This is a genomic window from Bacillus sp. AK031 (assembly GCF_053903065.1).
Map to the genome: position 1 here is coordinate 2,711,573 of NZ_CP096424.1, position 26,972 is coordinate 2,738,544.

The 26,972-nt window shown below is 41.8% G+C and carries 22 protein-coding genes; all 22 read right to left on the reverse strand.

The annotated features are described in order from the left end of the window. Nucleotides 1-186: 186 nt before the first annotated feature. The 22 genes from M1E09_RS14000 to M1E09_RS14105 all read right to left on the reverse strand — a co-directional run bounded on the left by M1E09_RS14000 (nucleotide 187) and on the right by M1E09_RS14105 (nucleotide 26,716). On the reverse strand, nucleotides 187-1,110 hold the full coding sequence (locus tag M1E09_RS14000) for a dipeptidase (protein WP_456271477.1): 924 nt from the start codon (nucleotides 1,108-1,110) through the stop codon (nucleotides 187-189). Between the two features lie 147 nt (nucleotides 1,111-1,257). Further along, nucleotides 1,258-1,518, reverse strand: a complete 261-nt coding sequence (gene spoVS, locus M1E09_RS14005; RefSeq protein WP_119116493.1) for a stage V sporulation protein SpoVS — start codon at nucleotides 1,516-1,518, stop codon at nucleotides 1,258-1,260. A 601-nt stretch (nucleotides 1,519-2,119) separates the two neighbouring features. Then, nucleotides 2,120-2,920: a TIGR00282 family metallophosphoesterase gene (locus M1E09_RS14010; RefSeq protein ID WP_456271478.1), complete on the reverse strand. Its 801-nt coding sequence runs from the start codon at nucleotides 2,918-2,920 to the stop codon at nucleotides 2,120-2,122. A gap of 102 nt (nucleotides 2,921-3,022) precedes the next feature. Next, a complete protein-coding gene (rny, locus tag M1E09_RS14015) occupies nucleotides 3,023-4,582 on the reverse strand; it encodes a ribonuclease Y (protein WP_456274992.1) in 1,560 nt (519 codons plus the stop codon). 297 nt (nucleotides 4,583-4,879) lie between these two features. Beyond that, nucleotides 4,880-5,917 (reverse strand): recombinase RecA, encoded by a 1,038-nt coding sequence (recA, locus tag M1E09_RS14020; RefSeq protein WP_456271479.1) that lies wholly within the window; start codon nucleotides 5,915-5,917, stop codon nucleotides 4,880-4,882. Between the two features lie 384 nt (nucleotides 5,918-6,301). Then, nucleotides 6,302-7,549, reverse strand: coding sequence for a competence/damage-inducible protein A (locus M1E09_RS14025; protein ID WP_456271480.1), 1,248 nt, complete (start codon nucleotides 7,547-7,549; stop codon nucleotides 6,302-6,304). A gap of 117 nt (nucleotides 7,550-7,666) precedes the next feature. Next, complete coding sequence (pgsA, locus tag M1E09_RS14030) at nucleotides 7,667-8,245, reverse strand: CDP-diacylglycerol--glycerol-3-phosphate 3-phosphatidyltransferase (protein WP_456271481.1); 579 nt, start codon at nucleotides 8,243-8,245, stop codon at nucleotides 7,667-7,669. Between the two features lie 50 nt (nucleotides 8,246-8,295). Beyond that, entirely contained in the window at nucleotides 8,296-9,219 is a 924-nt protein-coding gene (locus M1E09_RS14035; protein ID WP_456274993.1) for a RodZ domain-containing protein, read from the reverse strand. A 10-nt stretch (nucleotides 9,220-9,229) separates the two neighbouring features. Next, nucleotides 9,230-10,021 carry a DUF3388 domain-containing protein gene (locus M1E09_RS14040; RefSeq protein ID WP_456271482.1) on the reverse strand — a complete coding sequence of 264 codons (792 nt, stop codon included), beginning with the start codon at nucleotides 10,019-10,021 and terminating at the stop codon, nucleotides 9,230-9,232. A gap of 336 nt (nucleotides 10,022-10,357) precedes the next feature. Next, nucleotides 10,358-10,615: a DUF3243 family protein gene (locus M1E09_RS14045; protein WP_456271483.1), complete on the reverse strand. Its 258-nt coding sequence runs from the start codon at nucleotides 10,613-10,615 to the stop codon at nucleotides 10,358-10,360. A 147-nt stretch (nucleotides 10,616-10,762) separates the two neighbouring features. Further along, nucleotides 10,763-11,485 (reverse strand): elongation factor P 5-aminopentanone reductase, encoded by a 723-nt coding sequence (gene ymfI / locus M1E09_RS14050; RefSeq protein ID WP_456271484.1) that lies wholly within the window; start codon nucleotides 11,483-11,485, stop codon nucleotides 10,763-10,765. A gap of 90 nt (nucleotides 11,486-11,575) precedes the next feature. Beyond that, a complete protein-coding gene (gene yfmH, locus M1E09_RS14055; RefSeq protein WP_456271485.1) occupies nucleotides 11,576-12,868 on the reverse strand; it encodes an EF-P 5-aminopentanol modification-associated protein YfmH in 1,293 nt (430 codons plus the stop codon). Nucleotides 12,869-12,873: 5 nt separating this feature from the next. Further along, nucleotides 12,874-14,148, reverse strand: a complete 1,275-nt coding sequence (yfmF, locus tag M1E09_RS14060; protein ID WP_456271486.1) for an EF-P 5-aminopentanol modification-associated protein YfmF — start codon at nucleotides 14,146-14,148, stop codon at nucleotides 12,874-12,876. Between the two features lie 349 nt (nucleotides 14,149-14,497). Beyond that, nucleotides 14,498-15,463 carry an ABC transporter permease gene (locus M1E09_RS14065; protein WP_456271487.1) on the reverse strand — a complete coding sequence of 322 codons (966 nt, stop codon included), beginning with the start codon at nucleotides 15,461-15,463 and terminating at the stop codon, nucleotides 14,498-14,500. Continuing rightward, nucleotides 15,464-16,507 carry an ABC transporter permease gene (locus M1E09_RS14070; protein ID WP_456271488.1) on the reverse strand — a complete coding sequence of 348 codons (1,044 nt, stop codon included), beginning with the start codon at nucleotides 16,505-16,507 and terminating at the stop codon, nucleotides 15,464-15,466. Next, on the reverse strand, nucleotides 16,500-18,035 hold the full coding sequence (locus M1E09_RS14075; RefSeq protein ID WP_456271489.1) for an ABC transporter ATP-binding protein: 1,536 nt from the start codon (nucleotides 18,033-18,035) through the stop codon (nucleotides 16,500-16,502). The genes M1E09_RS14070 and M1E09_RS14075 overlap by 8 nt, the downstream gene beginning before the upstream one ends. A gap of 210 nt (nucleotides 18,036-18,245) precedes the next feature. Next, the gene (locus M1E09_RS14080; RefSeq protein ID WP_456271490.1) at nucleotides 18,246-19,325 is read right to left on the reverse strand and encodes a BMP family lipoprotein; all 1,080 of its coding nucleotides are present in this window, start codon (nucleotides 19,323-19,325) and stop codon (nucleotides 18,246-18,248) included. Between the two features lie 63 nt (nucleotides 19,326-19,388). Then, entirely contained in the window at nucleotides 19,389-20,114 is a 726-nt protein-coding gene (locus M1E09_RS14085; protein WP_456271491.1) for a GntR family transcriptional regulator, read from the reverse strand. 499 nt (nucleotides 20,115-20,613) lie between these two features. Next, nucleotides 20,614-22,959: a DNA translocase FtsK gene (locus M1E09_RS14090; RefSeq protein WP_456271492.1), complete on the reverse strand. Its 2,346-nt coding sequence runs from the start codon at nucleotides 22,957-22,959 to the stop codon at nucleotides 20,614-20,616. A 234-nt stretch (nucleotides 22,960-23,193) separates the two neighbouring features. Then, the gene (locus tag M1E09_RS14095; RefSeq protein ID WP_456271493.1) at nucleotides 23,194-23,400 is read right to left on the reverse strand and encodes a YlzJ-like family protein; all 207 of its coding nucleotides are present in this window, start codon (nucleotides 23,398-23,400) and stop codon (nucleotides 23,194-23,196) included. Beyond that, nucleotides 23,397-24,134, reverse strand: a complete 738-nt coding sequence (locus M1E09_RS14100) for a ClpP family protease (RefSeq protein ID WP_456274994.1) — start codon at nucleotides 24,132-24,134, stop codon at nucleotides 23,397-23,399. Before M1E09_RS14100 ends, M1E09_RS14095 begins: the two co-directional genes overlap by 4 nt. A 914-nt stretch (nucleotides 24,135-25,048) precedes the next feature. After that, complete coding sequence (locus M1E09_RS14105) at nucleotides 25,049-26,716, reverse strand: ribonuclease J (RefSeq protein ID WP_456271494.1); 1,668 nt, start codon at nucleotides 26,714-26,716, stop codon at nucleotides 25,049-25,051. Nucleotides 26,717-26,972 lie beyond the last annotated feature (256 nt).

Genomic DNA, 26,972 nt, shown 5'->3' on the forward strand with positions numbered 1-26,972 from the left:
TTTTACAAAAGGATTGCACGTTAATCTAGTATAAAGGTTTTTGAGTGCTTATACAATAGAAGCCTGCAAGTGTTGCAAAATGTTCACTTTAATCCTTTAAAGCATAAAGAGGGACTGTCCCTTTTACTACTTTAAAGCACTAAAAGGGGCTCACCAGCTGGTGAGCCCCTTTGTGTTACTTGTGTTTTACTCCGGCAATACTTCATAGAAATTATCGAATAAAAACTTTCTTACCTGGCTTTCGTTATAATTTTTCTGCAAGGCATCTACCAGGTTTCCGTATTCACGATAACAGGACAGCCCCTCAACCGTTTCAGAGATTCCATCAAAGTCTGATCCGAAACCTACATGGTTTTCGCCTCCAAGAGAACATACATGGTCAAGATGAGAGAGGATGGCAGATATATTTGCCTTTCCGTTCTCTTTCAGGAAGGGCGGGACAAAAGTTAATCCCATTACGCCGTTCTTATCAATCAACGCCTTGATTTGCTCATCTTTTAAATTTCTTGGATGAGGACAGTAACTAAAAGTATTCGAATGTGACGCGATTGGATATTCTGCAATTTCAATGGTATCCCAGAAAGAACGTTCACAAAGATGGGAAACATCCGTTATCATTTTATGGTCATTCAAGAATTGAACGGTTTCCCGGCCAAACTTTGTAAGCCCGGCTGCCCGTGGTTCCAGTGCTCCGTCTGCAACCGCATTAGCCCAATTCCAAGTTAATCCGACTGCACGAACCCCCAACTGGTATAAAGTATGAAGCTTTACAAGGTCTTCCTCGATTGCTTCACAGCCTTCCAATGTGAGCATGGCTCCCACTTCATCTTCTTTCAGGCTGGCAATTTCCTGTTTTGAACGAACCATTTTCAATTTGGGGTTAGGTATCAGGATTTGTTTATGGAACACTTCCACCATTTCCAATGCAGTTTGAAAGCGCTGGCCTGGTTTTAAATAAGAAGGCAGGTAAATAGCAAACAGCTGCACCTTGCTTCCCGCTTGATTCAACTGGGGGTATGTAATATGCAAATCATTGTTGCTTTGGAATGAAACATCGTCCTTATCATGATGCAATTTCAATAATACATCACAGTGGGCATCAAAGATCATATAAAAATTCTCCCTTCCTTCTGTTTACTCTATGTATATACTTCTTTAAATTGTTTTAAACTCCTCTCGAATACAGCCAAACTGCAAAAAACAACCAAAAAAAGAGGCTGTCCCAATGTTGCCTATTAAGGACAGCTCCCTGATCAGTCATCGAGGTTCAATAATTAACTTGATAGCAGTTCGTTCTTCCCCATCAATCTGAATATCAGTGAAAGCGGGAATGCAAATGAGGTCAACGCCGCTAGGGGCGACAAACCCTCTTGCAATGGCAACGGCCTTGACAGCCTGGTTAAGGGCACCTGCCCCGATTGCTTGTATCTCTGCTGCTCCTCTCTCACGAAGAACTCCGGCAAGTGCACCAGCTACAGAATTAGGATTAGACTTTGCTGAAACTTTTAATATCTCCATTTCTTTTCCTCCTTGTCATTTCCCCATACCGAATGTTCAAAGCAAAGAACAACCTGGTATTAACGATTCCACTGCTACTATATTCATGAAAACAGTAAATCATTCCCGCTTGGCCTAAAAAAGCGGTTGACAAGACTAAAAAGCGGAAGCGGCCGGTCAGCACCGTACAGATTGGAGGGCTCTCGCATGAGATAAAGGAAACACAACGAACGTAGTGAGTTGATGTTGACTTATCGCAAGGAGAGAGACCGAAATCTGCTAGGTGATGGCCGCTGGAGCTGGATTGAATAAAAAGCGGAAGCGGCCGTTCAGCACCGTACAGATTGGAGGGCTGCGGCAAAAATCAATCCCCCTTTATAATGGCTCTATGACGACTCCGATTCTTAATCTTTTCTGATTCGACAACCTCATTGGAGCTATTCGACAATTCCATAAGGACTTCAAGACGACACCGATTTCCCATAAAAAAGATTCAAGCACCTCATAAAAGCAATAACAACATCTATCGAACAAAAATTAGCGAATACTAAAAAAATTAAATAGCAGCAAAAATAAAAAAGCAAAAGCACTCTTGTTAAGGGACTTTTGCTTTCTCTTTTCTTTATTCAGCAATAAAAGGGTGATCGTCATTTATAAGAATCCGGTCGATGCTTTTCGCCTTACCCGTTTTCTCATTGATTTCAATTATGACGCCGCTTAATATCTTTCTGCCCTTACTCGGGACCTCAAAACGGACAGGCAGGCTTGTTCGGAACTTAGTAATAACTGACTCTTTGTTCATTCCCAGTATTTCATCGTAAGGCCCAGTCATTCCTACATCAGCTATAAAAGCCGTGCCATTTGGCAAAACACGATTATCTGCCGTCTGAATATGAGTATGGGTACCTACTACTGCAGAAACTTTACCATCTAAAAACCATCCCATCGCCTGTTTTTCACTAGTAGCTTCCGCATGAAAATCAACAAACACAAAAGGAGTTCTTTCTTTAGCTTGAGCTACAAGATCTTCTGCAGCTTCAAAAGGGCAGTCCAAGGCAGGCATAAAAGTTCTTCCCTGAAGATTAATGACCGCCGTTTCAAACCCATTGATATTAATAAAAGTCAAACCGCTTCCCGGTGTCCCATTCGGATAATTGGCCGGCCTGACCATTAGTTTGGTATTATCAATAAAATCAAATATCTCTTTATTATCCCATGTGTGATTCCCCATAGTGATAATATTCGCTCCATCATTCAGAAACCGTTTGTATATTTTTTCAGTTATCCCCCTTCCACCTGCAGCATTTTCACCGTTGACAATTGTCACAGATGGACGGTATTTCGCTTTCAACTTAGGCAGGTATTCAGATACCATTTCCCGGCCAAGAGAGCCTACGACATCTCCGATAAATAATATATTCATTTGCAAACCCTTTCTAATCAACATTTCTTATATAGTACCACAGCCTGAAACAAATCTCACAATTTGAGGGCATAGGAAAAGCGGTGTGAAACTCACACCGCTTTATTTTGCATATTCAACTGCCCTGGTTTCGCGAATGACCGTGACCTTGATATGGCCTGGATAATCCAATTCCTCTTCAATCCGTTTACGGATGTCACGAGCCAGACGATGGGCTTCCAGATCATCAATTGATTCTGGTTTTACCATGATTCGGACTTCTCTTCCTGCTTGGATAGCGAATGATTTCTCTACACCTTCATAAGATTCCGAGATATCTTCAAGCTTTTCTAAGCGGCGGATATAGTTTTCAAGCGTTTCACTTCTTGCACCTGGCCTTGCAGCTGAAAGTGCATCAGCAGCAGCGACAAGCACTGAAATGACAGACGTTGGCTCTGTATCACCATGGTGGGATGCAATACTGTTGACCACAACCGGGTGTTCTTTGTATTTCGTAGCCAATTCAACACCGATTTCAACATGGCTTCCTTCCACTTCATGGTCAATCGCTTTCCCGATATCATGCAGTAGACCTGCACGGCGGGCAAGAGTAACATCTTCGCCTAATTCAGCAGCTAGCAAACCAGACAGGAATGCTACTTCCATAGAGTGCTTCAGAACGTTTTGGCCATAGCTTGTACGGAACTTCAAACGTCCTAAAATCTTGATTAAATCTGGATGGAGCCCGTGAACACCTACATCAAATGTAGTCTGTTCACCAATTTCACGGATATGCTCATCCACTTCCCGTCTTGCCTTATCGACCATTTCTTCGATGCGGGCTGGGTGGATACGTCCGTCTTGTACTAGTTTTTCAAGTGCGATTCTCGCAGTTTCACGGCGAATCGGATCAAAACCTGATAAGATAACCGCCTCAGGAGTATCATCAATTATCAAATCGATTCCCGTAAGCGTTTCTAATGTACGAATATTACGTCCTTCACGTCCAATGATGCGACCTTTCATCTCATCATTCGGAAGGTTTACAACAGATACCGTTGTTTCTGCAACATGTTCTGCTGCACAACGCTGGATTGCAAGTGAAAGAATCTCTTTCGCTTTCTTATCAGAGTCTTCCTTCGCACGTGTCTCATGCTCTCTGATCATCAAGGCAAGGTCATGAGAAAGTTCATTCTCAGTGCGGTCAAGGATGATCGCTTTTGCCTCATCGCGCGTAAGTGCAGAGATGCGTTCCAGTTCGGTTTGCTGTAATCGTATCATCTCGTCCACTTTGCTTTCCATCTCTTCAATATGTTGTTGTCTTTCGTTTAGAGAATTCTCTTTTCTTTCCTGCTGTGATTCACGCTTGTCCAGCGATTCATCTTTCCGGTCGAGATTCTCTTCCTTTTGCATTAAACGATTTTCCTGCTTTTGCAGTTCATTTCTTCGTTCACGAAGGTCATTTTCGATATCAGTACGAAGCTTATGATTTTCATCCTTTGCTTCCAAGAGCTTTTCTTTCTTCAGAGCTTCTGCCTCGCGCTTTGCATCTTCAAGAATCTGCTCTGCTGAACTTTTCGCTCCAGCAATCTTTGCTTCAGCAATGGATTTACGAATAAAATATCCAACAACTACACCGACGATTAGGCCAAGCAAAATGGAGATGAGTGTAATGGGTTCCATCATTTCACCTCCCCTTGCTATGAACTTTTGTCATGTCTTTTACATGTCGGCTGGTACATTGTTTCCAAAGGTTTCAATATACAGCGCTAGGCTTTCAAATATTAACATTCGAAAATTTGTAAAATATACATGTTAATTTTAAATCTCAGAATATTCATTGTCAAGGGGGGCAGTCCTTTCCCGCCTTGATTTTCCAAGATAATTTGAGATTTCTATTCCAAACGATGCCATAACAACTCCATGTTTCTAAGCAGAAAAAGGAAGCAGAGACCGTTTTCTCTGCTTCCTTTCATATAATTATTCCCCAAGAAGCAATTCATCCTGCGCTTCTTCAGTCTCCGCTTTTCCAGTATCCAAACCATAATGGTCACGGATTTTCAACATGATTTCATTACGGATTTCAGGATTTTCTTTTAGGAATATCTTCGCATTTTCACGTCCCTGGCCAAGGCGCTCTTCGTTGTAAGAGTACCAGGCACCGCTCTTTTGAACGATATCAAGCTCAGAGCCCATGTCGATGATTTCACCTTCTCTGGAAATTCCTTGTCCGTACATGATATCGACTTCAGCGACCCTGAAAGGAGGGGCTACTTTATTCTTGACCACTTTGACTTTCGTTTTATTTCCGACCATTTCGTTTCCTTGCTTCAATGCTTCTGCACGACGCACTTCAAGACGTACAGAAGAATAGAATTTCAACGCACGGCCCCCCGGTGTAGTTTCGGGATTACCGAACATAACTCCGACTTTTTCACGGATTTGGTTAATGAAGATCGCAATGGTCTTGGATTTATTGATTGCACCAGAGAGTTTCCTCAAAGCCTGGGACATCAAACGCGCCTGAAGACCTACGTGGGAGTCTCCCATTTCTCCTTCTATTTCCGCCTTAGGTACAAGCGCAGCTACCGAGTCAATAACCAGAATATCCACTGCTCCGCTTCGCACAAGCGCTTCAGCAATCTCTAAAGCCTGCTCACCAGTATCCGGCTGGGAAAGAAGAAGTTCATCAATATTGACTCCAAGCTTTTGGGCATAAACCGGGTCAAGGGCATGCTCAGCATCAATAAACGCAGCCTGGCCACCCTGAGCCTGTACCTCAGCAATTGCATGAAGGGCAACAGTTGTTTTACCTGAAGATTCCGGACCATATGTTTCAATGATTCTTCCGCGCGGGTAGCCTCCCACTCCGAGGGCTACATCCAATGCAAGTGAACCACTTGGTATTGTTACTATATTTCTTTCTGTCTGTTCTCCCAATTTCATGATAGAACCTTTACCGAATTGTTTCTCAATTTGTTTAAGTGCCATATCCAAGGCAGCTTGACGATCGCTCACAATATTTCCTCCTTTTAATCTCTTACATATATAGAAAGACAAAATAGCAATTTATTAACTGCTTGTCTCATTTCAACAACCTATCTCTACTATAAACCTTTTTGTTTGATTTAACAAGAGAAAAATCGAACATTCATTCGGTTTTTTTATCCACTTGTTTTTTGCAGATTTCTTTCTTTCTTTTAGAGATAATCAATTTTCCAGGCTTATTTTATGTGTAAAACTGCGCTTTAGCTATTTATCTGCTTATTAAACAATAATCGCTCAAAAGAGAGTTACACTGTTAGAAAAAAACACGCACAGTATATTAAAGATACCTGTAAAGCCCTAACCAGCGACCAAGAATCAAAAAGGACAGGGGATATTCCCCTGCCATTTCATGAATCATGCCTCTTCCCCTTTTAGCTCCTTAAGGAGAAAATAACATCCATATTTGACTGTCCTGGCCCGGTTGCCATTTCTGGTGCCGGCTAAATTCAATAAGAAGACTTTGGTCTTCCTATCTTTTCTTGCGATTCCGATCCAGATTGTCCCCTCATCTTTTCCTTCATGAGGACCAGGACCGGCCGCCCCTGTGAAACTAATCCCAATATCTGTATTAAATTTTTCCCTTACGTTCTCTGCAAGCTCCTTTGCGCACGGCTCACTTACAGCGCCATGTATGCTCAGGGTATTCGCAGAAACAGAGAGAATCTCCTTCTTAATTTCATTCGTGTAGCAAACGACTCCGCCTTTTAAAATGGAGCCTGCCCCTGAAATGGAAGTTAACTGAGATTGAAATAAACCGCCAGTCAGGCTTTCAGCACAGGATATTGTTAACTCATTTGCTTTTAGGGCATTGGTTGCTTCTTCCATAAGAGTAGTATCGCCATATCCATAAAAGTACGGCCTGACCCTGTTCAGTACTTTTTCTTCCATGTCATCCAGAAGTTTCTTCGCCTCTTTCTTAGATGAGTGTTTGGCAGTAAGCCTAATTGTAACCTCTCCTTCTGCTGCAAGCGGTGCTACAGTCGGGTTTGTCTGTTCATCAATAAGGTCCATCAGTTCGGTTTCCAACTGGGCTTCACCTATGTTAAAAAATCTAAGCACCCTGGAAGCGATCGTTTCTTTTTTCCCCAGTGCTTTTTCAATTACAGGTTTGCCGTATTTTTTAAACATTGGAATCATTTCAGACGGAGGTCCGGGAAGCAGCATGTAAAAGCGGGAGTCCTTTGACAGGAACATTCCCGGAGCCATTCCCTGCTCATTCTTCAGCACGGTCGAACTTTTTAGCACATGAGCCTGTTTTTCATTATTAGGGGTCATCTCCCTCTGAGCACGTTTAAAATAATCTTTAATATATGTTAAAGCCTCTTCATCTCGTTCCAATGAAGTATCTAAATGTCTTGCTATCGTTTCCTTTGTCAGATCATCCTTGGTCGGTCCAAGTCCGCCTGTGAAAACAATCAATTGAGAACGTGATTCTGCAATCTCCAGAGCACCTTTCAGCCTGTCTGGGTTATCCCCAACGACCGTGTGATAAAAAACGTTAATACCCATCTCGGCGAGTTGTTCTGACAAGAACCTGGCATTTGAGTTTACGATTTGTCCGAGCAAAAGTTCCGAACCGACAGCAATAATCTCTGCATTCATACTCTTATCCCCTTTACTACAAGCATAAATAAATTATAGGCTTTTTGCCTTGATTCCACAAAAAAGAAGTTCTAAACCATTTATAATCCTATGGCTTGAACTTCCTGCTTTTTTCAATTATTTAGAGTTGACAAATGCCTGGCGGTTCTTGTAAAAGTATTCCCAGCCAGACCAGATGGTGATGATCATCGCTACCCATAATGCGATCGTATCGAAGGGAAAAGAAACCGCTTCGAAGATGATATTATGCAGCAAAAGTGAGGATATCGCGATAATCTGTGCCCATGTCTTAATTTTCCCAAGCGTGTTGGCTGCCACCACTTCACCCGTTCCAGCCAATACGAGCCTCAAACCGGTTACAGCGAACTCCCGGCTGATGATGATGATGACGATCCATGAAGGAGCAAATCCCATTTCCACCAAGACGATCAAAGCCGCAGAAACAAGCAGTTTATCCGCCAGGGGATCGAGAAATTTCCCAAGGTTCGTTACAAGGTCAAGCTTGCGGGCATAGTACCCATCAATCCAGTCTGTTGTGGCTGCGATGATGAAAAGAAGCCCTCCAACAAAGTGTGAGACAGGCATGTCAGCCCCAAGGATGGACATTGTCCCCCATTCAAAGGGATAAAGCATGATAACCATGAATAATGGAATTAAGAATATTCTTGATACTGTAATTTTATTGGGCAGATTCACTGTTTATTCCTCCTTAAATCATAACAAAACAGAATAGCCACTCATCGTGACTATTCCTGTGTAGAAAGTGTGATAATGATATCCTGCCGAACCACATCGGTCGGCGAAACTTCGTACTCCAGCTGTTCACCATTCACCTTGATTGTAGTGGCAGATGCATTTCCGACAATGATAAAAGCTTCTCCGTCTTGAGAAAGGTCGAAGGATTGATTGTCACTTTCATTCATCATTTCAGAGAAGAGCGTGTCATCCTTGGAATTATAAACAGTAATCCAGGTGTCACCGCTTGCTGAGATTTCCAAGTTGAAGTCTTCTGTGTTCTGAAGATTGTAGGTAGTCGCTTTGCCGCTTACATTTGCGACACTGATTTCCTGAGTCTGTTCCTCCGCAGGCTCGGTATCTTCGCTATTTTGTTCCGAATCTGAAGCTTCATTATTTTCCTCATCATCGCCTTCTGTACTGTCTCCTGTGCCTTCTTCCTGATCCTCAGGCTGCTGCACTTCTTCGGATTCGGAGAAGCCAACATCTTCTTCTACCTGATTATCTCCTGTACCTGAATTGTTACCATCCCCCAGCCTGGTCTGAAGCAGATACCAGGCGACAAGGATTGCCCCGATTACGAAAAGAGCAACCAGGACTTTCGGGAAGATGCTCACCACCTTTGAAGTGCTTTCAGATACCGGCTTTCTGGATTGCACTCTTGACAGTTCAGGAAGGTCAGCCGTATTCGTCACCGGGATCTCATTAGAATACTCATCGAAGATCATATCCGGATCAAGGCCAACAGCTTCTGCATATTGCTTGATGAAAGCCCTGACATAGAACTTTCCGGGCATCATATCATAATTACCTTCCTCTATCCCCACAAGGTAGCGCTTTTGGATTTTTGTCATGTTCTGCAAATCATCCAGGGAATATCCTTTTGCTTCACGAGCTTCCTTCAGTCGTGTTCCTAGTTCAGTCAAAACAAACACCTGCCAATTTTTAAAAATCGAATCCTCCAAAGTCAGAGTCTTGGAAGAAATTGTTTTTCTCTACCAAATCATATGTAATTTCTTCTTCCGGATTGTTTCGAAGTTCGATGATATAATCAAAATCATCCAAGGAGTACTCGGAATTTTGCACGAAGATATCCGGGTGCTCAATTACTTTGACAGCGGACAGCCTCATGATTTCCCTTACCAGCTGCCAATGTCTCTCATTCGCTCTCCTGGTTGAAACAATTCCATCGATAAGAAAGATATTTTCAGATGAATACTCATCATCAATCAGCTGACTGCGGATTGTCTGCTTGAGTAATGTAGATGATACAAACAGCCATTTCTTATTGGCACACACAGAAGAGGCGACAACGGATTCAGTCTTCCCCACTCGAGGCATTCCCCTGATCCCTACCAGCTTATGACCTTCCTGTTTGAAAAGCTCTGCCATGAAATCAACAAGCAGCCCAAGCTCATCCCTAATGAACCTGAAGGTCTTTTTGTCATCAGCATCCCTCTGAATATAACGGCCATGCCTTACAGCCAGACGGTCCCTTAATTTTGGTTCACGAAGCTTTGTTACATTTATCGTATCCATTGTCTGCAATATCGATTCAAGCCGTGTGATCTGTTCATCTCTGTTGGCCAAAAGCAGCATTCCTCTTCTGCCTTCATCCACACCGTTGATTGTCACAATATTTATTGAAAGCATACCCAGCAAAGAAGAAATGTCACCTAGGAGTCCAGGACGGTTTTTTTGTATTTCATATTCCAAATACCATTCTTTTCGTTCCATAAAAAAATCCCTCCAGTAAAAAAAAGTGACATTTCAAGTTGCAATTATCTACATATCTCCTGACAAATAGAGAAAATCAGTCATCTTCTCGTCTAGGTTCTATAATAAAGTATTTTCTCCCAATAGAAAAGGAAAACCTTGCAAAAGAGAGTAATATTTAGCCATTATATTTCAATCATACCCTTAAATCTGAATGCCAAATCATCAAAAACATATTACCAAGTATTTGTAGCAGAGTGATACTGAAAAAAGTTCAGATAATCAAGGTCTTAGATTGTCCTTTCGAAATAACAAGCATTCCTTAACCAATAAAAAAAGAGAGGAATTATTCCTCTCTTAGCGACTACCATCATTCTTTACAAGTTTGACCATCATATTGGCGATTGCATGCTGCTCTTCTGTAGATGCAACAGACCACAGATCAGCAAGAACTTTTTCCTGCTCATTCTTTGGCTCTACTTGGTTCGCCAGGTAATCACCAACCTGATAAGCGAGGTCGGACACTACTCCGCCTTGCATTCCTTCATGTTGTGCTTGATTCAGACGGTCACCCAAAAAGTTTTTCCAGTCTTGCCAGTTATCTAATACAGACATAAAATGGAGCCTCCTTAAAAGTCATGCTGCACTACCAGCCTCACTCTGCAGATTTAAGGCCGGTGCATTTCATTAAGAAATACAACTATAGTTTGCATCGTAAAAAGGAAAATATTCATCTTCATTTATGACCATATTTTCCGAAAACTACGTATACCATCCGCCATTCACGGATAGGACCTGTCCTGTAATATAGGAAGATTTCGGTGACACCAAAAATTCAATGGTTTGAGCGACTTCAGACGGATCAGCAAACCTTCCCATAGGAATTTCTTCAGCGATATCCGCGAGTTCTTCAGGAGTAAAACTATTTAGCATTTCTGTGTCGACAGCCCCGGGGGCAACTGCATTAATCCGGATGCCATTTCTTGCAACTTCTTTGCTTAAAGACTTTACAAAAGCAATTTGAGCCCCTTTGACAGTGGAGTATAATACTTCACAAGCTGCCCCAGTCTGCCCCCAGATGGAGCTGACTATGACAGTACTGCCGTTTGAACTCTTTAACATCTTTGGCAGGAGCCCCTGCAATATTTGCAAGGGTGATTTTACATGAAGGTTCCACATGGCATCCATTTCAGTCTCAGTGATATCCTGGAACAGTCCATATAACGGTGTTCCGCTTGTATAAATAAATGCATCTACATGAAATAACTGGCTTAGCAGATGTTCAGGGCCATCTGTTTGTGTCAGGTCTGCTTTTACCGGAATATACTCTCCAGCAAAGGATTGAAGTTCTTTAAGGAGCTCCTCAACTGCTTTTTCATTGGAATGATAATGAAGATAAAGATTCCAGTCCTGTTCGGCAAGTGTGAGCGCCGTCTGCCTTCCGATTCCTCCGGATGCCCCAGTAATTAGTGCGAATTTTTTCAACTATACCATCCTTTTCCTTACTAAATATAAAAAAAACACAAAAAAAGGGGATCCCCCCCTTTTTTTTGCTGTTCAGCGCTCGCTTAAATATTATTTAGCTTTTGGCAGCACTTGACAGACAGTAAATCTTTTCTCGTCAAAATACCGTGACACCACTGTACGTACATCATTAAAGGTGATTTTTTCAAGGGCAGGCACCACATTGAATAAATCCATTTCATTGAAAGCGTACCTTGTAAATTGATTAGCAATATATTCAGGCGAATTAATAGCTCTCAAAAAGGCTCCTATTTTCTTTTTCTTAGTACGCTTAAGGGCTTCCTCGGTAAGGCTGTTCCCCTCAGAAGCATTTAACAGGATTTCTTTAATCCGGTCAGCAAGTTCATCCGGTTTTTCTGTGTCCCCGCCAAGAATGGCGAAACCGAAACCTTGCTCTTGGGTAAAGTCATAGTGAAAGGTTTCATCAATGAGACCATCATTGTACAAAGAAAAATAATTTTCAGAGCTTTTTCCGAATAGCATATCAAGTGCTATATTCATCGTCAATTCATTTATCAGCATCTCTTCCCCTTGGCTGTCGGTATCCAGCGCTTTAACACCAACAAGGCATTTAGGAGTCTGCACATTCATATGGAGGATTTGCTTTTTCTCTGCCGCTTCAACCGGCTCATCTTCAAATGTCCGCTGGATCTCATCCATCTCTTTATAGTCTTTCTTGTCCTGATTTTCCCTGACCTGGTTCATTATCTGTTCAGGGTCTACAGCTCCTACTATGAACATCAGCATGTTGCTTGGATGATAAAAGGTTTCGTAGCACTGATAGAGCATGTCTTTTGTGATATGTGAAATGGATTCAACCGTTCCAGCTATATCGATCTTTACAGGATGATTTTTATACATATTCTGTATCACACCAAAGTATAAGCGCCAATCCGGATTGTCATCATACATCGTGATTTCCTGGCCGATGATCCCTTTTTCTTTTTCGACGGTACTCTCAGTAAAATACGGAGCCTGGACAAAGTCGATTAATGTTTCAAGGTTTTTATCAACATCGGAAGTGGAAGAAAACAGGTAAGCTGTCCTTGTAAAGGATGTGAAGGCGTTTGCTGACGCACCTTGCTTACTGAATTTCTGAAAGACATCTTCATCTTCTTTTTCAAAAAGTTTATGTTCAAGGAAGTGGGCAATGCCATCAGGTACCTTTGTGAATTCTGTGTCGCCTTTAGGCACGAAATGATTATCAATGGACCCGTATTTTGTGGTAAAAGTAGCATAGGTCTTATTGAATCCTTTTTTAGGAAGCACATAAACTTGAAGTCCGTTATTCATTTTTTCATAGTATAACTCTTCCTGCAGCTGATCAAATGTGATTTTTTCCATACCCTTTACCCCTCCATTCCTGTAAGAAAATAGATGGTGTCCATTTCCACTTTTTGAGCCACTTGGGCAATTTCTTCTTTCGTGACCTTTTCAATATTCGCCAGCCACTCTCCCAAGTCAATTTGTGTACCTGCTATAACGTTATGGTAAAGGATCTCCACCATCCCCCTTGAAGTGTCAACTGTTTCAAGAAGCTGATTTCGAATGACAGCTTTCGTCTGCTGTATTTCTCCTTCAGTAAAATCGCCATTCTTCATTGCCTGCATTTGCTCTTTGATAATCGATACAGCCTGATCATAGTTTTTGCCATCAATTCCTGACATGACCATCATCAAGCCTTTATGGCTTTCAATTCTGCTTGCAGCATAATAGGCAAGGCTTGCTTTTTCCCGGACATTGATAAATAGCTTGGAATGGGAAAAACCGCCAAATATCCCGTTGAACACTTGAAGCGCCCAATAGTCTTTATCGCCGTAAGACACATTCGTTCTGTATCCAATATTCAATTTTCCCTGCTTTACATCCTGCTTTTCAATTACTTCATTGACCTCTTTGATCGAAGCTCCGGCAGATTGACTGGTTTTCAAGGGATCTCTGTGATCAAGTGAAAAAATTTCATCACACATCTTCTCTGCTTCCGCTGTGTCTACATCGCCAATGATATATAAATCCAATTCATCTTTTTTAATTGCATTTTTATAATATTTAAATAGGCTCTCGGCTGTTGTTTTTTCAACTTCCTCAAGAATCCCGTTTGGATGCAGGGCATAAGCTTCTCCCTTGCACATTTCATCGACAAGGCGGGAATTGGCATATCTCATCTTGTCATCGAAGACTGACTGTATTCTGACTTTCTGGTTCCTCTTTTCTTTCTCAACAGTTTCTTCATGAAAAGAATTGTTTTCAGCATTAGGATCGAGAACTACATTCGAAAGGAATTGCAATCCTTTTTTCAGGAGCGGTTCTGAATCCTTGAGAAATTTTTCGTTGGCTACTTCTACGGAAAAACTCATGACATGGTATTCACCTTTTTTGGCAAGGTCCACGAAAAAGTTTGCCCCGTATAATTCATCCAGGTAAGATCTAAGTGCCGTTGTGCTGGGATACTTCTTTGAACTGCTTTGAAGTACATGGGGCAGAAGTCCTCTCAATGTAACTTCATCAGAATTTAATGGAGACTTCATTCTCCAGACGAGGGTATTTGTCTTGTATTTATCAGTCTGGACGATATGTAACGAATAACCGTTTTTCGTTCGAACCACTTCATTGACTTTAGACATTTGCCATCCTCCTTTTGCTAACAAATCCAGATTTTACTAAGTGCTGTAAACATGATGATCCATGAACCAAAAGGCCTCAATATCATATCTATTTTGAGGTAAATTCATCTTTACTATACATGTATCTCTGGAGCTCTTTCAAGTTTTTCCCACTGACTCCAACCGTTCATCAATGTGTATACACCCTTATAGCTGGAATTATTTAAAGTGTATGCGGCATTTCACTAAAAAAGGAGCTTAGAGCATGAATAATATACAAGTGTGGAAGATTGTTTTCAATACAGCCAAATAAAAAGCGAGTGCAGAGCCTGCTCGGCTTTGCACTCGCTTTTCGTTTCACCTTTATTTTTTACCTGTTTCCTTTAATATAAGGATTACCCAGTGCTTTTGGTGCATCAGCACGACCGATGAATCCTGCAAGAGCAAGGATTGTCAGAACATATGGAGCGATCTGCAAGTAAACACTTGGTACATTTTCAAATAGCGGGATACTGGAACCGACGATACTTAAACTTTGTGCAAATCCAAAGAATAAAGCAGCACCCATCGCACCCAGTGGGTTCCATTTTCCGAAAATCATAGCGGCAAGAGCCATAAACCCTTGGCCTGTGATTGTGGAATGACTGAAGTCAAGTGAGATGGACTGAGCGTATACAGCACCTCCCAGACCTCCAAGAAGACCTGATAAAAATACACCGATATAGCGCATTTTTGTTACATTGATCCCCATTGTATCAGCTGCCATCGGGTGTTCCCCAACAGAACGTAGCCTTAAGCCAAATGGAGTTTTGAATAGGATATACCAAACAACAAACGCCAGGATAATGGCAATATAAGCAGTGTACGTTACACGGCTGAAAAAGATGTCGCCGATAACGGGAATATCACTTAAGAACGGAATATCCACTTTTTTAAAGCTGTACTCTGTACGGATAAAATCCGTTTGGCCTTTTCCATACATAAGCTTCACTAAGTATAATCCTGCACCCAATGCAAGGAAGTTAATCGCAACGCCACTGACTACCTGATCTGCCCGAAAAGTAATTGATGCCAAGGCATGCAGAAGTGAAAGTAAGCCGCCGACAGCCATTGCTGCGAGCAGGGCTACCCAAGGTGTTGCCACTCCAAAAGTGGATGCGAAGCTAAGGTTGAATACGATTGCTGCAAATGCACCTATGACCATTAGCCCTTCCAACCCGATATTAACAACTCCGGAGCGCTCAGAGAACACTCCTCCTAATGCAGTGAAAATAAGCGGAGCAGCTACAACCAGTGTAGAAGAGATAATAATCTCTAAAATTGTCATAATACCCACTTATTTCACCCCCTTCTTAGAACGATTAAGCAGCCATCTGATCATATAGCTCGAAGCTACGAAGAAAATAATCAGGGCAATAACAATTTCTACAAGTTCATTCGGAACGTTTGCTTCAAACGGCATATTCAAGGCACCGACTTTCAAGCTTCCAAATAAAATGGCAGCAAGAATGACCCCGATTGCTGTATTTCCACCCAGAAGGGCAACAGCGATACCATCAAACCCGACTCCAGAGAAGCTTGAATGCAGGAAAGCAAACCCAAAAGTACCTAAACCTTCCATTGCCCCTGCAAGACCTGCAAATGCGCCGGAAATGACCATTGACAATACAATATTTTTATTAACATTCATACCGGCATATTGTGAGGCATTCTGGTTGAAACCAACTGAGCGGAGTTCATACCCGGTTGTCGTCTTTTCAAGCAGGAACCACATGATGAATGCCGCAACTAAAGCTAAGAAAATACCGTTATGAAGTGTGGAATAATCTGTAATTGTCTCAAAGAATCCACTTTTAAGAGAAGCAGATTCTGCAACACTTTCGGTTGCATCCGCTTCATCTGCGATTACATTACGAATAATATAATTAGTTGTATAAAGAGCAATATAGTTCATCATAATCGTTACGATTACTTCATGGACACGCCACTTCGCCTTCAATATCCCCGGAACAAATCCCCATAGTGCACCCGCTGCTGCAGCTGCAAGGATTGATAAAGGCAGATGGATAACAGTTGGAAGGTCAAAAGCAAGCCCTACCCAGACTGAAGCTGTCCAACCTACCAACAGCTGGCCTTCAACACCGATGTTGAAAAGTCCTGTACGGAAAGCAAATGCGACAGCCAATCCGGCTAAAATATAGGGAGTTACCTGTCTTAATGTTTCACCGACATAGAATCTCTCTCCGAACGCACCATTCCAGAGTGCTGCATACCCTTCGATCGGATTATAGCCTGTCACCAGCATGATAATGGCACCTGCAAGTAATCCAAGCACTACAGAAATGACTGGTATTAATATATTTTGATATTTATTAGACATTGATAGAGTCACCTTCTTCCTTGCGTCTGGAACCCGCCATCAGCAGTCCTAATTCCTGCTCTGTCGTTTCTTTAGGATCAACAACCGCGACAATTTCTCCTTCGTAGATAACTGCGATTCGGTCACTGACATTCAAAATTTCCTCCAGTTCAAAGGAAACCAACAATACTGCCTTATTTGCATCACGCTGTTCAATCAGGCGTTTGTGAATGAATTCGATTGCTCCTACATCCAGTCCCCTTGTCGGCTGTGCGGCTATAAGTAAATCTGGATTACGGTCAATTTCACGTCCTATAATAGCCTTTTGCTGGTTACCGCCTGACAATGCACGTGCCAACGTATATTCACTCGGAGTACGGACGTCGTATTCACCAATAAGTGAGTTCGCTTTTTTATAGACCTGTTTAAAATTCATGATACCTGATTTAGAGTACGGCTTTTGGTAGTAGGTTTGCAAAACCATATTTTCCCCAATTGGGAAATCAAGAACGAGTCCGTGCTTGTGACGGTCTTGCGGTATATGCGCCAAGCCGGATTCTGTAATCTTTCGCGGTTTCTGATTTTGTACTTCTTGTCCATTAAGTTTAATGGAACCACTGGAAGTCTTATGCAAACCAGTAATAGCCTCAATGAGTTCTGTTTGTCCATTTCCATCAACACCGGCAATCCCCACGATCTCACCAGCCCTGACAGTAAGGTTCAAGCCCCTTATCGCTTCGACACCTCTGGAGTCCTTTACTCTCAGATCCTGTACTTCCAAGACCGGATCTTTCGGCGAAGCTTCACTCTTTTCGGTCGTAAACGTGACTTCACGCCCTACCATTAAGCTGGCAAGTTCATTCACATCCGTATCAGAAACATTTACAGTGCCAATGCCTTCCCCCTTACGGATAACTGTACAACGGTCACAGACTTCCATAATTTCTTTGAGTTTGTGAGTGATAAGTATAATCGATTTTCCCTCTTTAATTAAGGTTCTCATAATCTGAATCAGTTCTTTTATTTCCTGAGGCGTCAATACTGCAGTCGGCTCATCAAAGATGAGAATTTCTGCGCCTCGGTATAATGTTTTTAAGATTTCAACCCTCTGCTGCATACCGACAGAAATCTCTGAAATTTTAGCTTGGGGATCTACTGACAGTCCATAACGGTCAGAGATTTCACGTACTTCCTGTTCAGCTTTTTTAATATCGATTTTTGCGCCTGATTTAGGCTCTTTGCCAAGAATGATGTTTTCTGTAACCGTAAATGTATCAACAAGCATAAAATGCTGGTGAACCATTCCGATTCCAAGGTCATTGGCGATGTTCGGATTAGTGATTTTCACACTTTTTCCATTCACTTTGATTTCGCCCTTTTCCGGCTGATACAGTCCGAAAAGCACGTTCATGAGAGTTGACTTTCCTGCTCCATTTTCTCCGAGGAGTGCATGGATTTCCCCCTGCTTCAACTGAAGGGTGATATTATCATTTGCTACGATACCAGGAAATTCTTTGCGAATATTGAGCATTTCAATTACATATTCCACCCAGCTTCACTCCTTGCTATAGATAAAGCCTGCCTTAAAGTAAGAGGTCAGACTTTCGGTTATTTTTTTAGGAAGAGGCATTACACCTCCTGAAAAACTCCTAAATAAAAAGCAGAATCGGCTAATTCTACTTTTTATTTAAGGCTTCTCAGTATTTGGCCAGGGAAGGGGCATTAAGTGCCCGCTCCCTGGAGACCATCTACCTTGTTATTATTCTGGCTTAGTTGGTACTTCCACTTCACCATTGATGATTTTTTCTTTCCACTCTTCAACCTTTGCAATTACATCTTCTGAAAGATTGTCTTGAGTTGGAGCAATTCCTACACCATCATCTTCCAAGCCGTAAGCAAGAATTTCTCCACCAGGGAATTCTCCAGCCATTGCTCTTTCAGCAACGTCAATGACAGCTGTATCAACACGCTTAACCATAGAAGTCAATGTAACGTTCATTTCTTCACCGTTAACAGTAACAGCACCTTCAGCAGCTTGGTCACGGTCTACACCGATAACCCATAGTTCCTGATCAGGATCTTGTTGTTTGCGGTTCTTCGCTTCAGTGAAGACTCCGTTTCCAGTACCGCCTGCTGCATGATAAATGATGTCATTTCCAGCTTGGTACATAGAAGCAGCCATTGATTGACCTTTTTCAGCTTTATCGAACGCACCAGCGAACTGGATGTCAATTTCAGCATCAGGATTTACAGCTTTTACACCAGCTTCAAATCCAGCAGCGAACTTGTTGATAAGATCTGAGTCAGTTCCTCCGATAAATCCTACTTTATTTGTTTTAGTAGTAAGACCTGCTACTACACCAACAAGGAAAGAACCTTCATGCTCTTTGAATGTTACACTTGCAACGTTATCCATTCCTTCGATAACACTGTCAACGATTACAAAGTTGCTGTCTTTGCGTTGTTTAGCAACTTCTTCGATAGCCGGCTGCAATTTGTAACCAATTCCATAGATAAGGTCAAAATTGTTACGTACTGCAGTGTTCAGGTTTGTTTTATAATCTGCATCAGATTTTGATTGCAGGTAATCGTATCCCTCTGTACCTTTATCAAGTCCGTTATCTGCACCGAAAGCCTCAAGGCCTTCCCATGCTGACTGGTTGAAAGATTTATCATCCACACCGCCAACATCCGTTACCATAGCTGCTGTGAATTTGTCAGCCTGGCCGTCTTTAGCTGGAGCTACATCTTCAGTATCATCGTTGTTTCCACATGCACCAAGAATTGTACCTGCTGCAAGAACCATTGAAAGTGCAATACCAAATTTACGTTTTTTCACTTTGGTTACCCCCTGTTAATTAAGTTGATTGTAGTAAGAAAAATAAAAGACTTACAAAATGAATCAGACCCGCTTTCTTAATACTTGGAAGCTGAACTTGTCCGACCGGAAATAATTGACCGAATAAAGAATCGGCGTATCACTCTCATCAAAATGCAGCTGTTTTAAAACAAGCAGTGCAGATTCCGGTTCACAGTCGAGGATCGGAGAAATCTTTTCATGATACCCCAACGGCTCAATCTGTGTTACCGCATACGAGATTCGTTTATTCTCTTCTCTTTCAAGCACTTGAAAGAGAGAGTTGACTTCTGTCGTGAAATTCCGCGGAAAAACTTTTGATGGAAGCTTGTCCACACAATATACAACCGGCTCTCCGTTTGCTGTTCTTACTCGCTCCACCATGACTACTTCTTCTTCCTCTTGTAATGAAAAACGCCGGATATCTTCATCTGTCGGGCCCTGAGTCGCTGAGCTTAAGAAAATGGTTCCAGGTTCCATACCTGCTTGCTTAATCATATTCGTGACACTATTCAACTGCTCAATACCAGAAGTGAAGAGCGGTTTAGCGTTTACAAAAGTTCCAACCCCATGCCTGCGAATAATGACATTTTCTTCTTCGAGAATCCTTAATGCTTCCCGAAGTGTTGCTCGACTTACTCCAAGCTGCTTAGCAAGGTCAAATTCAGAAGGAAGTTTTTCTTTTTCTTTATACTGACCTTTATCGATATCTTTTTTTAGACGGTCGATCACTTGTAGGTACAAATGCCTATTGTCTGCTTTGATTGTCATCCAAGAACCACCACCATTTTTACTCAAGACACCAGACTCTGATGTATATCTTTCCTACTAATCCAAAATACTATATCACTTTTAAAAGAAGAAATAAATAGATTCTGAAGTTTTTGTCGAAAAAACAAGATAATCTAAACATTCATAATTTTCAAATGCATATTTGGGGTGGTTTTCTGGAATGATTCACCTTTTAAGCTTAAATTTTTAAATGGATAACTCCATGTAAACGCTTTAAAAAGTATATCACATTAAGAGTCTGTAAGGCTAGAGGTCTGACATCAATAAACGATTTTAATTTTTTCCAGAAGATAAATCGGTTACATTATGCTCCCGAGGCCTTAACAACTATTCATAACAGACTTAAGGTCCTCACTTGCTAAGAGAAAAGGACCATTTGAACTAATCACCTAACAAACTTACCGAACCCCAACTAACTTCAGCCACTAGGAAATTAAAAAAACTGCCCGGAGGATCCGGACAGCTTTTAATCTCATTCTTATGAGGAATGTTCTTCTGATGGTTTTCCAATTAATACGCTTCTTGGCTTACTTCCTTCATAAGGACCAACCACTCCGCGCTCTTCCATTGCGTCAATCAATCTTGCAGCCCTTGTATAGCCTATCCTGAATCTCCGCTGCAACATCGATACTGAAGCTGTCTGCATTTCAGCGATCAATTGAACAGCCTCATCATATAAATCATCTTCTACAGAAGCTGAACTATCCCCTTCCGGAACTTCATCCGGTATCATTTCTTCTTGGTATTGCGCCTTTTGCTGCCCGATGACATAATCTACAATTTCCTCAACTTCATCATCCGATAAAAAGGCCCCTTGCACTCTCGTCGGCTTTGAAGCTCCAACAGGGATGAACAGCATATCTCCCCGCCCAAGCAGCTTCTCCGCACCTCCAGAATCCAAAATGGTCCTTGAATCCGTCTGTGATGAAACAGCAAATGCAATCCTGGAAGGAATGTTCGCTTTAATGACGCCTGTAATGACATCAACTGATGGACGCTGAGTAGCAATGATCAAATGAATTCCTGCTGCCCTTGCCATTTGTGCAAGTCGGGTAATCGCATCTTCAACATCGCTTGAAGCCACCATCATCAAGTCGGCAAGTTCATCGACAATCACGACGATATATGGCAATTCCGGCTGTTTCTCTTCATTTTCATTATTGTGCCTTTTGATATGCTCGTTATATCCTTCAATATTTCTTGTGCCAGTATGAGAGAATAATTCATATCTCCTCTCCATTTCACTTACGACCTTTTTTAATGCCTGTGAAGCTTTCTTGGCATCCGTGACTACTGGCGCAAGCAAATGAGGGACCCCATTATATACATTCAACTCCACCATCTTCGGATCTATCATCATCAGTTTAACCTCATGCGGTTTAGCCCTCATCAAGATACTCGTGATAATCCCGTTGATACATACACTTTTACCGCTCCCGGTCGCACCGGCTACAAGCAGGTGGGGCATTTTATTGAGTTCGGCCAGGACGGCTTCCCCGGTAATATCCCTTCCCAATCCTATTAACAGCTTGGAATTGGGCTTATCATTGGACTTTGATTCCAGCACTTCCCTTAATGACACCATTGCAACTTCTGAGTTAGGAACTTCAATGCCAATGGCAGACTTGCCTGGAATCGGTGCTTCTATCCTGATATCCTTTGCAGCAAGCGCCAATGCAAGGTCATCACTAAGATTGACAATCTTGCTGACCTTTACCCCTGTATCAGGATGCACTTCATATTTTGTAACAGCTGGCCCCAGATGTACCTGGGTAACCTTTGCTTTCACACCAAAGCTCTGGAATGTACGTTCAAGCTTCGCTGCATTGGCATGTATCATCTTATACTCGCTGCTTTGATCGGTCTGGCTAGGCCTTGTCAACAACGAGATAGGCGGAAGATGGTAGTCTTTATTCTCCACTTCAGTAAACGTAATCGGTGGTGCTTCATCCTCATCTTCCGCTTTCATTTCTTCCCTATTGTTGTCACTCTCTTTTGCATTGGCTTCCGTTTCTGCTGGTGAAGCCTGTGAAGCTTCTTGAGGATATGCTTTCTCATTAAAGCTGGATATGATTGGCTCAACCTTCACCTCTTCAACCAGGTCGCTGATACTTTCATTTTCAGGCTTTTCCTTGATCTTGTCCTGTTTCTGCAGCTGTTTCTCAGCTTTTTTCTCTTGTCTTTCTTCCTTCCAATCTTTCATATCTTCCTGAAACGCAGCCCACTGTCCCCCAATAAAATCAGTTGAAGCCCTGCCTGCTTTGCCAAGAACAGCGCCAAAAGATTTTCCGGTGATAAGGACAATTCCTATTGCTATAAGTGCCATACACAGGATTTTAGTTCCGGCGGAATCAAATAGAAAAAACGACACAGCGTACAATATAGAGCCGATCATCCCCCCCCCTAAATCTGAGGTACTTGATTCTCCACGTACTTCCATCCAAAATAACTCCCAGGTATTTGCAATCACGCTTGGATTCTGGAATGCTCCATCATTGGAGAGCAGCTCAAACAGCTTTACATGGCTAAGAAGCAAAGTGCTGATCAAAATTATGTATAATCCGGAAAGCCTTCTTGAAAAGAAGTTCGGCATTTCTCTTTTTACCATCATATATCCTGCTGTTAATAGCATGCTGACAAATGCAAGCATATACCATTCACCAAGGAAAAATCGAAAGAAAAGAACATATGCTTTACCTACTGCACCAAGCTGTATGATGGCTATTAAACTGAGAGCGATCATCAGCATTCCAATTAATTCATATTTTATTGTATGTTTTAAGTTTGAGGATTTCTTCCTGGTCCTTCGTTTTCTTTTCGCCAACGTTCTTTTCACCTAAATTCTCTAATAATATCCTTTATCCCATATTAGACCATGCGGAGAGTAAATGGGAGACCTTTCTTTAAAAATGCAGGATCGCAAAGATGAAGAAAGGGCTGGCATTTTCAGCTGAGGCAAGTAGCTGTCCATACCAGTCCCATATATTCAGAAAACTTTATCGTTCCGCATTCCCTATATTATATCATATCCTGCCATCGGCGAAAATCAAACGAAAGGTTACATCTGCAGATATTGTCCAGGGCAAATATCATCGTTAAGATAATGTGCAGGGTCGCTGCTCATCACCCTTACTACTCTGTATTGCTGCTGCGATTGTTCAACAAGCAGCGGAATCCCCTGCCACTCCACCATCATTTGTTGGGTAAAGGCATCCTGCCCAGGCGGAAAGATTAATTCTTGCGGCACAGTCGTATGAAGAATCATTGCAGCATTCCTTCTTCCTCGGTTCCACCTTTAAGCTCAATCAGTTCATTCAGTTTTTTTATAGCTTCACCAATGCCTCCAACACCATCAATCAAACCATATTTGACCGCATCTTCCCCGACCACATTGGTTCCGATATCTCTGGTTAGGTTTCCTTTTGCGAACATTAACTCCTTAAAGTCCTCTTCAGTAACTTTGGAGTGGGTGGTCACAAAATTAACGACTCTTTCCTGCATTTTATCAAGGTACTCAAACGTTTGCGGCACACCGATTACCAGGCCGGTCAACCTTACAGGATGAATTGTCATTGTTGCTGTTCCGGCAATGAAGGAATAATCGCATGATACAGCAATCGGGACTCCTATCGAATGTCCCCCGCCCAATACAATGGAAACGGTCGGCTTCGATAAGGAAGCAAGCATTTCCGAGATGGCAAGCCCTGCTTCTACATCTCCCCCTACTGTATTCAGGACAATTAACAAGCCTTCTATTTTAGGATTTTGTTCTATTGCCACAAGTTGAGGAATGACATGCTCATACTTTGTCGTCTTATTTTGCGGCGGCAGCTGCATATGTCCTTCAATCTGTCCGACAATTGTCAAGCAGTGGATATTTGAATCATTGGACAACTGCGGGACATTGGTTTGTCCAAGCTGCTGAATCTTCTCCATTAAGCCGGAGGGCTTGCCCTCTTTTTCTTTTTCTTCACTCTTATTGGGGTTGTTTTGATTCATGTTAAAGTTCATTTCTCCTGACACTCTCCTTCTCAACAATAATGACGTTAGTATTTTCATGTTGAACTGTTTCAATTCATGGACGGATTATCAGGAGGAGTAATTAATGTGGGTGAAAGAGGGGTCTTTAATGGATATTGATGTTTCCTATTTGGAGGAGTCAGTCAAGAGGTCTCAATCCCCGGGCAAAAAAGACCCTCAATACAAAGATTAAAGGGTTCCGTATTGGGAGAGAAAATTACAAATAGTATTACCAATAGCAGGCTAACTCACAAATGAATTAGAACTGCTCTATTTATTGTTCATACAATGTTTTCACTTGATTTTGGGTTAATTAGAACTTCGAATAGCACCTTATTTAACAAGCGTACAATAATTATTGTGCATATAAAAAATGAGTTTCTAATTAGCATCCTGCTCTTGAGGAGCTATAAACAGATACGGTTGTTGGGAAAATGAAGATTGAGTAACCAGTGATAGAAAATAAGCGGAGTTTTTACCGTTAAATGCAGACTGGAAGTGGTTTTTGGGGAAAATAAGAGGAATTTTTCCCTCTATACAAAGCAAAGCTGCCTATTTTCACGTTTTTTTAGTCGAATAAGAGGAATTTCTCCCTCTATTTAAGCTGATTTTTAGTATTATTTGCTAATTAAGGGGAAATTTCCCCTCTATAATTCTCAATCAGCAGAGAACCTGCTGTTCACCTATTCAGCGATCGGGGTAATAGAATAAGGAGTTTAAAAAAATCAAAAATCCCGGACCTTTTTGGATCCGGGTTTTTGATTTTAAATACAGTGTTATTTGCACTGTTATTTCAGCTGCTGATTAGGGTGTGATTTAAGGTTCTCTCTCCTTAAACGGAACCCCTTATACAAAGATTGAAGGTTCTTTTATCTTTTCTAATTCTAATGTGCTTATACTTCCATGATTATTGGAAGGATCATTGGCCTTCTGCGGGTTTTTCCGAAAAGAAGGTGATTAAGCTGGTCGCGGATATCCTGCTTGATACTGGACCACTCAAAGCTGCCTTTTGAAAGATAGCCGTCAACGATCTGTTTCACAAGCTGCGTCGACTCTTCCATTAGTTTTTCTGATTCCCGGACATACACAAATCCGCGGGAAATGATTTCAGGGCCAGAAACCAATATTTTTCCTTTTCTGCTCAATGTTACGACGACAATGAAAATTCCGTCTTGAGATAACAGCTTCCTGTCCCGGAGAACGATATTTCCTACATCTCCTACACCAATTCCGTCTATTAATACATTGCCTGCCTGTACTCTTCCGCTCATTTTCATTTTTCCGTCTTTATACTGAGCAACATCCCCTTTATCAAGAATGAACACTCTGTTATGGGAAATGCCTACGGAGTTTGCAACCTTGGCGTGAGCGATGAGCATTCTGTACTCCCCTTGAATAGGGATGAAATATTTCGGTTTCATCAGATTTAACATGAGCTTCAAATCTTCCTGGCTCCCATGACCTGAAACATGCACCTTTTTACTCGCAGTCAGGACGTTCGCTCCTGAACGGTAAAGCATATCCACCGTTTTCGACATCGTTAATTCCATTCCATGTGAAGGTGTTGCGGTAATAAAGACGCTATCTCCATCAGTGATATTGACCAGTTTGTGTGTTTGCTTAGACATTCTCTGGAGTGCTTCGAATGGCTCTCCCTGGTCTCCGGTTGCGATGATTACCACTTCATCTTCATTATATTTAGATAGATCCTTAATAGGAATGATTACATCTTCTTTAATCTGCAGATAGCCTAAATTTAGAGCGATTTCATATACTCTTTCAAGGCTTTTTCCGACAACGGCTACTTTTCGGTTGTTTTTATGCGCTGCATCAAAGACCTGCTGGATCCTGATTAAGTTGGAAGCGAAGCAGGCTACGATGATTCTGCTTTTGGCTGAATGGAATGCAGAGTTCAGTTGGTTAGCAATTACTTCTTCAGAAGTTGTGTAGCCGGGCCTTTCTGCTTCAGTACTGTCTGAAAGAAGGCACAACACACCGTTATCCCCAATTTTCGCCATTTTCCCCATATCAGGACGATACAGTCCCTTGGCTGCCTGGTCGAACTTAAATTCTCCGGTATGTACGATTGCACCTTCTGATGTGTTGATGCAGACACCAACAGAATCTGGAATGCTGTGAGTTGTTCTGAAGAAAGTCACATCAACTCCGTCAAAAAAGAGTCTGCTGTCCGAATGCACATTATAGAATTTGATATCTTCTTTTACATCTTCATCCTTAAGCCTGCCTTTAACAAGGGCATTAGTTAGTTTCGTACCGTATACCGGCGCTTTGATTTTTCTAAGCACATAAGTTATGGCACCGATGGCATCTTCATGTCCATGGGTAAGAAATATTCCCTTGACCCGCTCTTTGTTTTCGACGAGATATTGGATATCAGGTATAACCATATCGATACCGAACATTTCGTCTTCAGGGAACATAAGCCCTGCATCGATGACGAAAATTTCCTCGTCCACTTCTATTACATACATGTTTTTTCCGATCTCCCCTACTCCTCCGAGGGGTATGATCTTAATGCTTTCATTCTTTCTCTTGCTCAATGTCGTTTCCTCCTATGCTGTAATTCCCGATCATTAATCAGTTAGATACATTATACTTTATGGGATTTTATCTTTACAATGAAAATCATCATAATCGGTCAATAAATTCAAAATATTATGCAATTCTTACAATTTCCTGTCAATCCCTGATACTCCTTTTAACTATTCTCTATAACCTTCTGATTTTCCTTTTAATGAATAGTTTTAAAAAATGTGGTATAAGATTTTTGTGCTGCATGATTTCCGCTCCAGGTGT

What these genes read in the sequence shown, in the direction of transcription:
- M1E09_RS14000 (WP_456271477.1), bottom strand. Translation starts at nt 1,110, where the DNA reads ATGATCTTTGATGCCCACTGTGATGTATTATTGAAATTGCATCATGAT.
- spoVS (WP_119116493.1), bottom strand. Translation starts at nt 1,518, where the DNA reads ATGGAGATATTAAAAGTTTCAGCAAAGTCTAATCCTAATTCTGTAGCT.
- M1E09_RS14010 (WP_456271478.1), bottom strand. Translation starts at nt 2,920, where the DNA reads ATGAATATATTATTTATCGGAGATGTCGTAGGCTCTCTTGGCCGGGAA.
- rny (WP_456274992.1), bottom strand. Translation starts at nt 4,582, where the DNA reads ATGGAACCCATTACACTCATCTCCATTTTGCTTGGCCTAATCGTCGGT.
- M1E09_RS14025 (WP_456271480.1), bottom strand. Translation starts at nt 7,549, where the DNA reads ATGAATGCAGAGATTATTGCTGTCGGTTCGGAACTTTTGCTCGGACAA.
- M1E09_RS14040 (WP_456271482.1), bottom strand. Translation starts at nt 10,021, where the DNA reads ATGGAACGAAAAGAATGGTATTTGGAATATGAAATACAAAAAAACCGT.
- M1E09_RS14045 (WP_456271483.1), bottom strand. Translation starts at nt 10,615, where the DNA reads ATGTCTGTATTAGATAACTGGCAAGACTGGAAAAACTTTTTGGGTGAC.
- yfmH (WP_456271485.1), bottom strand. Translation starts at nt 12,868, where the DNA reads ATGGAAAAAATCACATTTGATCAGCTGCAGGAAGAGTTATACTATGAA.
- yfmF (WP_456271486.1), bottom strand. Translation starts at nt 14,148, where the DNA reads ATGTCTAAAGTCAATGAAGTGGTTCGAACGAAAAACGGTTATTCGTTA.
- M1E09_RS14070 (WP_456271488.1), bottom strand. Translation starts at nt 16,507, where the DNA reads ATGTCTAATAAATATCAAAATATATTAATACCAGTCATTTCTGTAGTG.
- M1E09_RS14085 (WP_456271491.1), bottom strand. Translation starts at nt 20,114, where the DNA reads ATGACAATCAAAGCAGACAATAGGCATTTGTACCTACAAGTGATCGAC.
- M1E09_RS14095 (WP_456271493.1), bottom strand. Translation starts at nt 23,400, where the DNA reads ATGATTCTTCATACGACTGTGCCGCAAGAATTAATCTTTCCGCCTGGG.
- M1E09_RS14100 (WP_456274994.1), bottom strand. Translation starts at nt 24,134, where the DNA reads ATGAATCAAAACAACCCCAATAAGAGTGAAGAAAAAGAAAAAGAGGGC.